Below are 13,959 nucleotides of genomic sequence, written 5' to 3' on the forward strand. Positions count from 1 at the left end.
AAGTACCAGTTCATTGACTTCCACTGACGGAGTTACAAGGGCTGACGATGACTTATGCAAGAAGTCTACTAAATACATGAACATAAGTCAGCTACTCATTCTTTGCCAATGATCCCTTTCCTGATACAACTTGAGTGGTGGTTGCAAAAGGTTTAGTCGCGATAGGGTAGTCGACGTCTTTTGGCATGAGCAGGCGCATATGTGGATAAGGCGTTGAGATATTGGCCGCATCAAAGGCAATTTTTATCTCTTCTTGTAGCACTTCTTTGATTTTGGGTATACGTGCCACGGCTGCTGGCTTGACCCAAAAACGCACGATAAAAAATACGCCATACTCTCCGATTTCGGCCACGGTCGCTGAGGTCTCAGGACGATTGAGTACTGCATCGGTATTGCTGAGTACTTGCAAAATCTCTTTGCGTGCAAGCTCAATATCATTTTCGAAGGCAATACGCACGCGAATATCAAAACGTATAAAGTTTTTGGAGGTTAAGTTAATCACTTCTGAGGAGGCGACATTAGAGTTTGGAATAATAACAGTAATATTGTCTCGAGTTAGGGATATGGGTAGTGCGCAAGGCAATAAGCACCACGCGTCCCTCATTATCATTGATATGAATCCAGTCCCCAACTTGAAACGACTGCTCCAGCAAAATAGTGATACCGGCGATAAAGTTGGCAAGCGTCGATTGAGCAGCGAAACCGACAGCTAAGCCGACAATACCCAAACCTGCAACTAACGATACGATATCAAAACCAAATTGTGCCATCACGCTGGCAAGCCCAAGTACCAATAGGAGCACCGACAAGATATTTTTGAGCAGCTGCTCTATCGAGGCATTGAGTCCATAATGCTGTAGGACTTTATGAATAATCTGACCAGACGACGCCCACAGTACGTAGTAGATACCAGCCCACGTACTTGCTTTTGCTGTCGCCTTGATGGTTTCTGGTTCAAAATTTATTTGACTCATGATCGCTATCAGACTGGCGACAATCCAAACGTAACGTAGCGTTGAGCGGGCAATCTTGGTACGGCGATCGTTTAAGCGAATCTTAGTTTTACTTTGTCTAAGAATATAATTGGCCAACCAATAAAAAAATCCCAATACCGCAAGCAGTATTAGGATCTTTATGCCAGTGCTAGCAAGCTCTACTGCTTGAGAAGACCAGTTGAGTGTCTCTTCATCGATAGAGCCGCCAAGCGCAAGGTAGAGGCTAGTATGCAGGTCACGAATGATTTCTTTAAAAAAGTCGGTAACACTAGCGATTGGCATTTTTTCGTCCATGCAGGGTGTGTTTATACAAGGTTTGATAAATAAGGTGTCTGGTTAAGCGTCACCTCAAGTTGTCTAGTCAATCAAATATAGCATGAGTGATGACTAAGCCTAACTCTATTTTTTAGAGCAAGGCCTAACTGTAAATTAAAAATTGTCTTCTTGCGCGTCTTGAGATTGATAGGGTATCTCCATTTTGTCCTGCACATCACGGAGTGCTGTACGCAGTCCTTCTAATATCGTAGGATGATAAAAAGGCGTGTCAAGCATCTCTTTAATGCTCAAGTCATTGGTAATCGCTGTGGCTAATATATGACCGATATACTCAGCATCAGGGCCCACCATGCTCGCGCCTAATATTCTGTCGGTTTTTTTGCAGGCATAGATATGTAGCAGACCACAATTAACGCCCATCACACGGCTGCGCCCTTGGTTGTCAAAACTGACGCGACCAATCACAAATTCCAGCTCAGGGTCTTCTTGAATCTCGGGTAGAGACATTCCGACATTGACGATTTGCGGTGAACAAAATACGATAGAAAATGGGGTGGCGGGCGGGCGAATATAAGCATCTTCGGTATTTTCACAGACCATGTTGCCAGCACTATAGCCCTCATCACTCGCTACATGCAGTAGAGGGAATGTGAGCATTGGCGTCTCCAACGATATAGATATCTGAATCGCCAATTTGCCCTGTTTTTTTTACTCAAGTTTTTCGGGCGGTTTTTGTCATCAAGCTCAACGCCTAAGTGTTCGACACCCAACTGCTTGATGTTGTTGCGGCGACCAGTCGCGACCAAGACACAGTCGCCTTGCCATTGTCTTGACTCACCAGCACTGTCTTCATATTCAATAAACGCAGTTTGAGTGTCTTTATTTACTTTTTGACCCACATCAGTAATCTTGCTTCCCAAGTGCATGGTAAGCTCATGACTTAAGCACTCGATGGCTTTTTGGTTGATGTCATTATCCTTGAGACCAGCAACTTGTTTGACTCGGTTGAGTAGCGTAACCTCTACGCCCAAGCGCGTAAATGCTTGTGCAAGTTCTAGACCAATGGCGCCAGCACCGACGACGGCCATAGAGTTGGGTAAGTCTGTAAGCTCAAACACGTTATCAGAGGTGAGCATCGTGTCACCCAGTTTGTCAGCCCAACCGTCAGGTATAAAAGGTGAGCTGCCAGTTGCCACAATGATTTGCTCTGCGGCAATGAGCTCATCATTAACCTCGATTAACCCTTGCTCATTGATATGAGCACGCCCATCGATTTTTTTTGTGATCAGGCCAGCTATCTACTTGTTTTTTTATGTAGCTTGCAAAATGACTGCGCTCATCACGCACGCGCTGCATCACTTGCTTGCCATCTATTTGCGCAGTTGCATGAACCCCAAACTCAGCCGAATGATTGGTATCATGTGCACGATCAGCGGCTGCAATCAGCAGTTTGCTAGGCATACAGCCGACAGCGACACAGGTAGTGGTCCAAAACCCTTCGTTGATAATGACGACATCGTCTTTAGTTTTACTTGCTTGGCGAAAGGCATTTTGACCAGCCGTGCCTGCACCGATAACGGCAACAGAGACGTTGCGCGTGATTTTTGCGGTGCCTTATCAGTAGTAGTACCAGACTGTTTATTCATATGATTCTCTAGTAAGAAGGGATTATAAGCGTATGTGTTGACCGGTGACTCAGAGCCTTATATTCGCGCGTTTTATCGTTTTTGCGGCAAAAATGTACTCTGTTATAACGATCAGGTTATGGTGCCAATATGCTGAGTAGACGACTGGTGTAATCTTTGGCACGTAGGTTACGCTGTGCGTGGGTCAGCTTGCCTTCTTTATCAAATACAAATGCTGATCTCACCAGTCCCAAAGTAATATTGCCGTACATGTTTTTCTCTTTAATGACTTCAAAATACTGGCATAGTTTTTCATCAGTGTCACTGACAAGTGGGATCTGTAAGTCGTATTTATCGATGAACTTCTCATGTGACTCAACGCTGTCACGAGAGACGCCAACGATGTCATAGCCTAAGTCGTCAAAGTCGTGGATATGCGCCGTGAACTCCGTCGCTTGTGTGGTACAGCCTGGTGTATTGTCTTTAGGATAAAAATAGAGAATAAGACCTTTGTCGGTATTGGCAACCATCTCTTTGAGACTAATCTCAGCATGGATAAAGTTTCCGGCAAGTTTGCGTACGATGGTCACTGGAAAGTCGGGTAGGTTGATCGTTTCTGTTGTTGGTTTTGCCATGGTAAAATCCTTATTGATTTTGGTTATGTATATTGGTTTTTTGATGGTTTAGATAGGGTTTTATTTATCGTCTTCTTATTATAGGCAGATTGGTAGCAATAAATAATCAGTTTTACACTTTGCTTATCCATTGGTAACAAAAAAGACTGGCAATGGCCAGTCTTTTGTATATCAAACGAATAGTAATTAAGCAGGCTTTTGCGGCTGCTTCAAGTCTAAGCCGACTGTGCACTGCTGCAGGTCTTTTGCATGGTTTTGACATAAGGCAAGCTTGAAGGGGTCTTTTTGTCTTTTGCGTAGCTTTCGATCTCCCACATCTGACCAATCGTCATGTTGCTACGCACACCGATAGTGCACTTACATAACTTTGTCGCATCACTTTTACTAGCGACTTTATATTTAACTGCGCCATCGACGCATGAGTTGATATTACTTTGCTTAATATCAGTAGCATTCGCCTGCGGCATTGCGAACGCGGCCGCTAAGGCTAGGGGGAGTAATGGCAATAACTTCATAAATATCCTCTTACAGGTAGTGTCAATTTTTGACTATGGTATTCAATGTGATTTTATAATCAACAGACAGCTGGATCACTGATATGTGAGTGACTGAATCATTGGTGATATCTCATGTAACCTATATCACATGTAATCTATTCAATTGGCAAAAATGATTGTCCATACCATAGCAAGTATATTGATTAAAATACAATGTCGACGTGCTGTGTTAATGCAAGCGAATGTTTCGCTAATGTTGATTGATGCCGCTGTTTGATAAAAAAGTCAGTATCTCTATCCAGCTTGGTAATGAGTAGGGTCAGTGACGCCAGCTTGAGCAAAGCCTTGGCGACGTAGCGCACAGCTATCACAAACGCCGCAAGCAAGTCCGTTTGCATCGGCACGATAACAAGAAATCGTTTGTCCATAATCAACGCCCAATGATAGACCAAGCTCAATAGTTTGAGCTTTGGACAGCTTTTGTAGTGGGGTTTGGATAGACAAGCGATGACCGGTAACGCCCGCTTTTGTCGCCAGATTGGCCATGTGCTCAAATGCTTCGATATACTCTGGACGGCAATCGGGATAGCCAGAGTAATCGACTGAGCTGACCCCAATGACGATATGATTGGCATCAGTCACTTCAGCGACGGCTAGCGCATAAGACAAAAAGATCGTATTGCGCGCAGGCACATAAGTATTCGGAATGGCATCGTTATCGATCTCATCGTGCTTCTTGCTAGGGGAATTTGTCGGTATCGCCGTCTGGTACAATCATGCTGTGATCGGTGAGTGATGAGCCACCAAGCTGGGCGATATCAATGTCGATAATTCTGTGGTTGACGCCTGCTGTCTCAGCGATAGTCTTTGCTGCAACAAGCTCACTATTATGACGTTGCCCATAGTCAAAGCTAACCGCTGTCACCGAGGCATAGCGCGCCTTTGCCCAATACAAACACGTCACCGAATCGAGACCACCTGATAAAAGCACCACGGCATTTTGGTTTTTGTGAGGGAGTATCGTTGCTGTTGGACGCTTGATTCATTGAGGGATTCTGCAAAGTAACGTTAGTCATAGTGTTATCTATTATTGGTTTACGAAAACGGCTATTTTAGCAAAAATACGGCTATTACAGAACCACGAAGCGACCAATCACGTATCACTAAAGTGACAAAGCCATGCTAAGCAGTATTGCAATAAAAATAAAGTGCGTATTACTGTCATCTTTTCAATCTGTTAGCAATATTTGTTATAATTGCCGCTTTTAAAGCATCGATAACCCTACCTCATTGATCTTGCTTTATCGCAAACTACTTTATAGTAAAATCATCCTTATAAAGATATTGAGTAACTTATGACCGCAGCAACCTTATTTACGCCAAACATCCCTTCTCACTCTGACGATATATCTAATGAATCAGACTTTAATCGTTATGTTTTAGAGGCTGATGCTGAAGAGGGTAGCAATGAAGATATCGTTGATGAACAGTCTACTGACTCACAATCGCCTACTGAATCTGCGGCTTTTCGTAAGCTACAAAGAAGCTTCGTCGCCAAGTCTCTTGGGCCATTCGTGATTTTAATATGATTGAAGACGGTGATGTGGTGATGGTCTGTGTCTCGGGCGGTAAAGACAGCTATACCTTGCTGGATATTTTGCTCCCTACTAAAACGTATCGCCCCCATTCATTTCGATATCGTCGCAGTCAATCTTGACCAAAAGCAGCCCGGCTATCCTGAAGATATTCTGCCTGCTTATCTAAACGAGCAGGGCATTGCCCATTATATCTTGGAAAAAGACACGTATAGTATTGTCAAAAGTGTGGTGCCAGAAGGCAAGACCTATTGCTCAGCGTGTTCACGTCTGCGCCGTGGTTCGTTGTATGGTTTTGCTAAGCAGATTGGTGCGACCAAAATCGCCTTGGGTCATCATCGCGATGACATGCTGGCGACTTTCTTCTTGAATTTATTTCATGGCGGCGCGCTCAAATCAATGCCGCCTAAACTGCTGAGTGATGACAAGCAAAACCTGCTGATTCGTCCATTGGCGTATGTCGAAGAAAAAGACATCATCGAGTATGCCAAATTAAAAGAATTCCCGATTATTCCTTGTAATCTGTGTGGCAGCCAGACCAATCTACAACGTGCCATTATCAATGACATGCTACGCGAATGGGATGACGCTCATCCGCAGCGTTTGGCGTCTATCTTTAAGGCAATGCAAAACGTAGCGCCATCACAGTTAGCGGATCGTGAGTTGTTTGACTTTGAGACACTCAGTCTTGATCGTGATAACGACGAGCGTTTGTTTGAAGGGGATAATATTCAATCAGGGCAGACCGACAGTCTGGCTGAGATTGGTTTGCCGGTATCACCAAAGACGCAAACGTTCAATCCTAAGTTTGCTAGCGATAAGCCGTATGCAACAGAATCAGACAATGCTGTAACAAGTAGAACTACACCTCAGAAAATTCCAACAATTAACCCACTTATTTAGCATCTCATGAGCGAATACTGATCGAGTAACCCATAAAAAACCAGCCATTCATAAAGAAAAGGCTGGTTTTTTAAATGTAGATATTAGGGCATAGCTTAATAATATTAACTTTTAGCAAAGACAGGTAAAGGTTTAAAGCTAACCTCTGAGCGCGGAAGCTTGGCGACATCTTGCATACGCCAATCGTCCCTTGCCATCGTTATTCACTTGCAGGTAATATTTGGCTTTTACCGAATCAAGATTTACTTGGGCGCTGTATTTATTGCCTTCAACATGCTTTAGCACGACGTCACGGTCTTTTTTGATATCGGTGGCATGCGAGATTGAAAGATTAAGCGTATCGGGATAAGTAAGTGGCTGGCCGTTCAATAGCTTGCCTGACTGCACACTTTGCTCAGGATAATTGAGATAAAACACAACATCGCCATTATCCGCAAATTGCATTTTGCCATGCAAGTCCAAGTCATAAGCAAGCTTGTCACGTGATACGTCGTGATAGAGCGTCTTGCCATCCATATACCAGTCGTCACGTACCACGCTGTCGCGGATCTGGTAAGAGTAGTAGACAAACCAGATACAAGCGATCACGACCGCAGCTGGCATGCCAATCACAAAAATCATAACCATGTAATTCTTGTACCATGGCTGAGTATCTTGATGTTTAAAATTCGGTGCTGGATTAGACATAAAATACCTATTTATCAGATACTTATTTATCAAAGATCTGCTTATCAGATATCGACAAATGGTATCAACGGACAATTTGACGGCTACCTGCTGCCAGTTTAACCATAAATCATTCACCCGATAGCCTTTGACTCTCAAAGTCGCTGACTACCGAATGACATAAAGGAAACTAAATAATCAGTTCAGTGATGAATTACTGACCTTGAGTCGTAAAGACGTTTTGCTTACTGACTTTGTACTTACCGTCTTCACTGGTCACATTTAACGTCACTGGCGTTTGACCAAATTCAATCACATCAGGGTCACCGTAAATACTGACAGGCATATCGAAGCTTTCGCCTGCTTCTAAGGGTACATCGTTGAAGCGCAGCTCTAAACTCAGACCCTCTTGCGGTGCGAGCGTTATTTTATAATTGTGTGGCTCTTGGGTTTTGTTGGTTAGCTTGACGATATAGCTGTTCTCAATCATGCCTTGGGTATTGATAGATGATAACTGGTTACGATCACGGCGGATATCAATCTCTAGCGGCACGCGGTCTGTCAACGCATAGATAACCCCGCCACATAGCACTGCCAATAGCGCCAAATAAGCAAATAATCGTGGACGAAATACACGGCTCGGTTCTTTTTCGACCAGCTGACGCTCGGTTGTATAACGAATCAGCCCGCGTGGATAGCCGACTTTGTCCATGATTTCGTTGCAGGCATCAATACAGGCGGCGCACTGAATACAGGCAACTTGCAAGCCATCACGAATATCGATACCAGTGGGGCAGACCTGCACACATGGTACATTCGATACAGTCACCCAGCTCTTCAGGGTGTGTGCCTTTTTTACGCGCGCCGCGTGGCTCACCACGCTCATAGTCGTAAGAGACAATCAGCGTATCTTTATCAAACATCACACTTTGGAAGCGGCCATAAGGACAAATCTGTACACATCTGCTCACGCATATAACCTGCATTGGCATAAGTGGCAAAGGTAAAGATAAACATCGATATCCATACCCATGTTGGCCAGTCAGGAAAAGGAATCAGTCCCACGGTCTGCCAGCTATGATAAAGCGAATCTGTACCTGCCACATAACTGACAAAGGTTGCTGCTGTAATCACAGAAAGTACAAACCAAATCGCATAGACTACCGTTCGCTTGAACACTTTACTCGCGCTCATAGGCGATTTATCAAACTTCATGCGCTTATTGCGATCACCAATGACCCATTTTTCAACGTACTGGTAGAGATGCGTCCAGATGGTTTGTGGACAAGCATAACCACACCAAACGCGGCCAGCATATACAGTCACCATAAACAAAGTAAACGCTGCAATAATGGCAAATGCGGCAATAAAATAAAAATCTTGAGTCAAAAAGTCAAACCAAAAATATAGTAATGCTGTGAGGGAACATCAAACCATATTGCTTGTCTGCCATTATAACGCAGCCACGGTAAAATTAAAAAAGCGGCCAAAGGGCATACATCGTGATGACACGAATATTTTGATAAAACCCTGTCACAAACCTCGGATGTACCCGATGCTTGGTGGCATCAAGATCGACTTGTCGTACGGGAATTTTATTGGATGATTGCTGTGCTGACATAAACGTGCCTCTTTAAAAAAGAATCAGTCTGCTGGCATGATGAACAAATACCTCTCGTCGTGAAGTATATGAATGTATGATGTTATCAATGTCAGTAAATAATGGATAGCGACTTGAATAAAAGTCCTCTAGTACACTTACTAAATAATTGATTATAAGTGGGTAATTAGATCGAGCTAAGACATCATCAGTCTGGCTCGTTAGCCATTGGAAAACAGCTATTCTAACATTCTCCATACTAACAATGGGGTAATAATCGTAAAAAGCAATCACTATAGATCATAATAATGTCTACTGAGAAGTATCTGTGATAGCGACTATTAGGTAAATTCTGCAAAAATAAACGAAAAAGGAGAACTGTACTGACAGTCCTCCCTTTATTAAATCTCATCCATGTACAGTACGGCAATAGTGTCTTAGTTAGCAGTAGCTTCTTTGGTCGCTACTGGCTGAGTCGCTGCAGTATTTGCCATCGCAGTTTCAGGTGCTTTGCCAGTTTTGTCCGATAGTGAGTAGACGTAAGCGGCAAGTAGCATGATACGCTCATTACCTAGCTTCGTTTCCCACTGAGGCATTACACCTGCGCGGCCATAACGTAGCGTTTCACGAATGGTCTCGCGATCACCACCATATAACCAGATATTATCCGTCAAATTCGGTGCGCCAGCTGAAATCATACCTTTACCATCTGGTCCATGACAAAGAACGCAGTTGGTCGGCTCATGAAAAATAACTTTACCTTGAGCAACTTTCGTTTGATCAAGATCATAGTCATTTTGGTTGCCTGATAGTGATAAGACATATTCAGCGACCGCACGTATGCCGTCTTCACCAAGCTGATCACGCCATGCTGCCATACCACCAACACGACCATTGTGTAGCGTGGTCAAGATGTTACCGGCTTTACCACCATACAACCAATCATTGTCAGTCAAATTAGGATAGCCTGGGGCACCCTTAGCATTCGAGCCATGACATACTGCACAGTTCTGTAAGAACAAACGGCTACCAACTTTTAAAGCATTTGGATTTTCAGACAGTTTTTCGACATAAGGCGCAAGTTCTGTGACCTTCTCATCGATTTGTGCCTGTAGATCCGCTGGTGGATTGTCACTGCGACGCATGGTCGCTTGTAGCTCGTTTAGCGTCGCTAGTGTCGCGGTTGCGCCTGCTGCATCTGCTTTAACCAAGATATTCTTTTCAAAGTTATCTGTAAATACTTTGTTGTTGCTCTCAAGCTCACTGAACAGCTCGTTTTTAGAAGTCCATGGTACATCTTCACCATCGACTTTTATGGTTGCAAGACCGTTCCAGTTTCCCGGAAGCATGGCTGGGAAAAACACCCAGTAAACCACGCCCCAGACGATTGAGCCAAAAATATCACTAACCACCATTTAGGGAAGTGGTTTATCGTATTCTCGGATACCATCGTATTCATGACCAGTGGTACCGTCTTCTTCAACCTCTGGCTTGTATTTTAATACAAACAGCAGAACGCCAAGAATGAACGCCCAACAACCAAAACTGATTAGCGTAATCCAAGAACTCCAAAAAATGTCATCATTTATCCTTATTGCGCTGCTCTTCAGACAGAGATCTAATATCCTCGTCATCAAGCGCAAGTTGTGCATCTTCTTCGAAGCGTTTTTTGTTTTTTGGCGAATACGCCCACCATGCAACGCCTACGAAGGCAATAAAGGCAGAAACGGTCGCAATTGTTTGTAATTCACCAATACCCATTAGCGCTGTCCTTCCATTGCGGTACCTAACTGCTGTAGATAGGCAACCAAAGCATCAAGCTCAGTGGCGCCAAGTACGGCATCTGGAGCACCTTCGATATCTTCTTCAGTATAAGGCACACCGAAGCGATCACGGAATAGACGCATTTTAGCTTGAATGTTCTCACCATCGACTTCGTTCTCGGCCAACCACGGGAAACCTGGCATGACTGACTCAGGCACTAGCGAACGTGGATTGATTAGATGCTGCTTTTGCCAATCTTCAGAATAACGGCCACCAACACGTGCTAAGTCTGGTCCAGTACGTTTCGATCCCCATAAAAACGGGTGATCCCACGTAGACTCAGCGGCACGTGAGTATGGTCCATAACGTTCAACTTCTGCACGTAGTGGGCGAACCATTTGCGTATGACAAACGTGACATCCTTCACGGATATAAATATCACGACCTTCAAATTCAAGCGCAGTCCAAGGCTCCATAGCGGGAAGGGGCTTGTTCAAACCGCCTTCTTCAGGACTGTCGTTGTTATAAATCAAAGGCACGATTTCAACTAGCGTTGCAAAACTGATAGCAATGACGATGCCAATGACTAACAAGCCTGTATTTTTTTCAATAATTTCATGCGGTGTACCAGCCATGATCGCTCCTTATACGTTAGCTGTCGAAGGTTTTTCGACACTAGGTTCATGATCCGTTGGATCAGCGACATCTACAGGCTTACCTTCTGGCATTTTGAGTGTTTTATAGCAGTTATAAGCCATAACAAACATACCCGATACATATAAGAAGCCACCAAAAGCTCGGCCAATATATGGGAAATGCGAGAATTCAACAGTATCAACGAAGCTATATACCAAAGTACCGTCTGGGTTAGTAGCAAGCCACATCATGCCTTGGCCGATACCTGAGATCCACATAGACACGATATAGAAAATCGTTCCTGCAGTCGCCAGCCAAAAATGCGTGGTGATTAAGCTGATAGAGTACATTTTGGGTTTGTTATAGACACGTGGTAACAGCACATATAGCGAACCAATCGTAATCATACCAACCCAGCCAAGTGCGCCTGAGTGTACGTGACCAACTGTCCAGTCAGTGTTATGCGATAAAGCATTTACTGTCTTGATTGACATCATTGGGCCTTCGAACGTCGACATCGCGTAGAACGACAACGCCACAATCATAAAGCGAATGATCGGATCGGTACGTAGCTTATCCCAACTACCTGATAGCGTGAGTACACCGTTAATCATACCACCCCAAGAGGGTGCAAATAGAATGATGGAGAATACCATTGCCAATGACTGCGTCCAATCAGGAAGCGCTGAATAATGCAAATGGTGACCACCAGCCCACATATAGGAAGCAATCAATGCCCAAAAGTGAACGATAGACAAGCGATAAGAGTAGATAGGACGACCAATCTGTACTGGAACGAAGTAATACATCATGCCAAGGAAAGCTGCCGTTAAGTAAAAACCTACCGCGTTATGCCCGTACCACCACTGGACCATGGCATCAGTTGCACCGCCAAATAGCGAGTAAGATTTGAACGCACTAACAGGAATAGCCATGCTGTTTACGATGTGTAGTAGTGCAATCGTAATAATGAAGGCGGCAAAGAACCAGTTAGCCACATAAATATGTGAGGTTTTGCGTTTGATGAGTGTACCAAAAAATACGATGGCATAAGAGATCCATACCAAAGCAATTAAGATATCGATAGGCCACTCAAGCTCAGCGTACTCTTTACTTGACGTCAAACCTAGAGGAAGGGTAATAACAGCAGAAACAATCACTGCTTGCCAACCCCAAAAGGTAAACCAAGCCAAATATGGCGCAAATAAGCGCGTCTTGCAGGTACGCTGAACGATATAGTAAGACGTTGCGAACAAGGCACAGCCACCGAACGCAAAAATCACCGCATTGGTGTGCAGTGGTCTTAAATGACTAAAGGTCAGCCATGGAATGTCAAAGTTTAGTGATGGCCATGCTAACTGTGAAGCAATGAACACACCAAGACTCATGCCGACGATGCCCCAAACGACAGCCATGATCGTAAAAAAATCTTACGATAGTAATTTCATACTCACGGTCAACTGGGGCGACTGCTGTGTTTTGTAAACTCATTGGATGATTCCTTTACAGCCCGAATTATCAACAGAATTAACCAACAGTCCGCATTATAGATATTATAAAAACTTATAAACCTACAATAGCTACGGTACATAATGTTTTTTGACCTTTTATCACCATAATCTTATTAACTATCAATTTAGGCTTTGATTTTTATGTCAGTTGATACTGATGGATAAAATGAGGCGCTTCGTGCACCTTGTTTACAGCCAATCGATAGTAGGATTGTTAATACATCATCAAGATAAATAAAAAGACGCGCCGTTTTTGAGCATCAAACATCTTATGAGGCTAAATATATATCTTAATTATTACGAAAAAATCTGTACTAATGAAGATAGATACCCATATCTATAGGGCTATAAAAACGCACTGACCATAGATGTATGCTAGCGGCGGCTGACAAAAACATGTTTATGTAATGTTTGGTTAAAACTCCCGACTCTGTTTAAGGGTATTGTAACGCAATCCTAATTAAATATCATCAGAACTATGCGGCAAAATACAAACTCTTTGGTATAAATGATAGCGAGCAACTTATTATTATTGCGCTACTTGCTTATTTTATACCCAATTTTGTCACTATTCTAGATGCGTGTTTGCATCAAACTAAGACAAACGTTGCTAAATATAATTGTGATATTCGAAAGGAATTTTGTAACAATCGTACCACTAGCGGCACAAATAGGTTTTACTTCTCATCAAGTCGCCCCTTATAATGAGCCTGAACATATTTAATGCCCGTATACTTGTGGGCTATTAATAACAGGCATTTTAATAATTTGCTAGTCAGGTTAATGCGTAAAATAGCAGCGTTAACCCAACAAAACACCCGTTAAGGATAATAATATGGCAGTTTTTTGACAGATGAATGGTTTGAGCAAGTGGAGAAAATGGGCAGTGAGGCGGGTGAGTTAAACTTGCCACCAGCACTTGCTAATATGATTGTTAACCTAAAAGTGTCTGATACTGACAAAGATATCGAAGCCAACTTTGCCGATGGTTTATTACATCGTGGTCTAAATAGTAACGGCACGACGACTTTATTATTAGATCGTAGCATTCTACAGTCTATCATCACTGATTTTGACACCAATCAAATTATGGGTGCTTTTATGAGCGGTAAAATTCGCGTTGAAGGGGATATGTCACAATTGATGGCAGTACAGACTGCTCGTCCAAGCGCTGAGCAAAAGAGTTGTATAAGCGTATCAAATCAATGACGACGATGGCGTAGATCTTATATTGAATGGTTTGTACTCAAGCCATT

The 13,959-nt window shown here is 43.3% G+C and carries 7 protein-coding genes and 8 pseudogenes; 2 read left to right on the forward strand and 13 right to left on the reverse strand.

Features of this window, described 5'->3' with window-relative positions:
- Positions 1–91: 91 nt before the first annotated feature.
- The 7 genes and pseudogenes from PKHYL_RS05640 to queC form a co-directional block, all read right to left on the reverse strand.
- Positions 92–1,277, reverse strand: a pseudogene (locus tag PKHYL_RS05640) (mechanosensitive ion channel family protein).
- Between the two features lie 147 nt (positions 1,278–1,424).
- A complete protein-coding gene (locus tag PKHYL_RS05645; protein ID WP_240366188.1) occupies positions 1,425–1,928 on the reverse strand; it encodes a hypothetical protein in 504 nt (167 codons plus the stop codon).
- Positions 1,901–2,569 carry an FAD-dependent oxidoreductase gene (locus PKHYL_RS05650; RefSeq protein ID WP_332835962.1) on the reverse strand — a complete coding sequence of 223 codons (669 nt, stop codon included), beginning with the start codon at positions 2,567–2,569 and terminating at the stop codon, positions 1,901–1,903. Before PKHYL_RS05650 ends, PKHYL_RS05645 begins: the two co-directional genes overlap by 28 nt.
- A complete protein-coding gene (locus PKHYL_RS05655; protein WP_332835963.1) occupies positions 2,520–2,873 on the reverse strand; it encodes an FAD-dependent oxidoreductase in 354 nt (117 codons plus the stop codon). The genes PKHYL_RS05650 and PKHYL_RS05655 overlap by 50 nt, the downstream gene beginning before the upstream one ends.
- 160 nt (positions 2,874–3,033) lie before the next feature.
- On the reverse strand, positions 3,034–3,531 hold the full coding sequence (locus PKHYL_RS05660) for a peroxiredoxin (protein WP_071001904.1): 498 nt from the start codon (positions 3,529–3,531) through the stop codon (positions 3,034–3,036).
- A gap of 215 nt (positions 3,532–3,746) precedes the next feature.
- Entirely contained in the window at positions 3,747–4,046 is a 300-nt protein-coding gene (locus PKHYL_RS05665) for a hypothetical protein (RefSeq protein ID WP_240366189.1), read from the reverse strand.
- Between the two features lie 276 nt (positions 4,047–4,322).
- A pseudogene (gene queC, locus PKHYL_RS05670) lies at positions 4,323–5,070 on the reverse strand (7-cyano-7-deazaguanine synthase QueC).
- Between the two features lie 313 nt (positions 5,071–5,383).
- On the opposite strand from queC, the pseudogene ttcA reads away from it, so the two are divergent.
- Positions 5,384–6,526: pseudogene (gene ttcA / locus PKHYL_RS05675) on the forward strand (tRNA 2-thiocytidine(32) synthetase TtcA).
- A gap of 104 nt (positions 6,527–6,630) precedes the next feature.
- Here ttcA and PKHYL_RS05680 read toward each other — a convergent pair.
- The 6 genes and pseudogenes from PKHYL_RS05680 to ccoN all read right to left on the reverse strand — a co-directional run bounded on the left by PKHYL_RS05680 (position 6,631) and on the right by ccoN (position 12,683).
- Positions 6,631–7,213 (reverse strand): annotated as a pseudogene (locus PKHYL_RS05680) (FixH family protein).
- A gap of 193 nt (positions 7,214–7,406) precedes the next feature.
- A pseudogene (gene ccoG / locus PKHYL_RS18040) lies at positions 7,407–8,813 on the reverse strand (cytochrome c oxidase accessory protein CcoG).
- 416 nt (positions 8,814–9,229) lie between these two features.
- Positions 9,230–10,426: pseudogene (gene ccoP, locus PKHYL_RS05700) on the reverse strand (cytochrome-c oxidase, cbb3-type subunit III).
- A complete protein-coding gene (locus tag PKHYL_RS05705; protein ID WP_058024764.1) occupies positions 10,374–10,553 on the reverse strand; it encodes a CcoQ/FixQ family Cbb3-type cytochrome c oxidase assembly chaperone in 180 nt (59 codons plus the stop codon). Before PKHYL_RS05705 ends, ccoP begins: the two are co-directional and overlap by 53 nt.
- Positions 10,553–11,191: a cytochrome-c oxidase, cbb3-type subunit II gene (gene ccoO / locus PKHYL_RS05710; RefSeq protein ID WP_071001898.1), complete on the reverse strand. Its 639-nt coding sequence runs from the start codon at positions 11,189–11,191 to the stop codon at positions 10,553–10,555. Before ccoO ends, PKHYL_RS05705 begins: the two co-directional genes overlap by 1 nt.
- Before the next feature lie 9 nt (positions 11,192–11,200).
- Positions 11,201–12,683, reverse strand: a pseudogene (ccoN, locus tag PKHYL_RS05715) (cytochrome-c oxidase, cbb3-type subunit I).
- An 899-nt stretch (positions 12,684–13,582) separates the two neighbouring features.
- Here ccoN and PKHYL_RS05720 point away from each other — a divergent pair.
- Positions 13,583–13,926: pseudogene (locus tag PKHYL_RS05720) on the forward strand (SCP-2 sterol transfer family protein).
- Positions 13,927–13,959 lie beyond the last annotated feature (33 nt).

Origin of the sequence: Psychrobacter sp. KH172YL61 (genome assembly GCF_007182895.1) — a bacterium.
GTDB lineage: Bacteria > Pseudomonadota > Gammaproteobacteria > Pseudomonadales > Moraxellaceae > Psychrobacter > Psychrobacter pacificensis.

Coding starts and splice junctions, on each gene's coding strand:
- PKHYL_RS05705 (WP_058024764.1), bottom strand. CDS start 10,553: ATGGGTATTGGTGAATTACAAACAATTGCGACCGTTTCTGCCTTTATT.
- ccoO (WP_071001898.1), bottom strand. CDS start 11,191: ATGGCTGGTACACCGCATGAAATTATTGAAAAAAATACAGGCTTGTTA.
- PKHYL_RS05645 (WP_240366188.1), bottom strand. CDS start 1,928: ATGCTCACATTCCCTCTACTGCATGTAGCGAGTGATGAGGGCTATAGT.
- PKHYL_RS05665 (WP_240366189.1), bottom strand. CDS start 4,046: ATGAAGTTATTGCCATTACTCCCCCTAGCCTTAGCGGCCGCGTTCGCA.
- PKHYL_RS05660 (WP_071001904.1), bottom strand. CDS start 3,531: ATGGCAAAACCAACAACAGAAACGATCAACCTACCCGACTTTCCAGTG.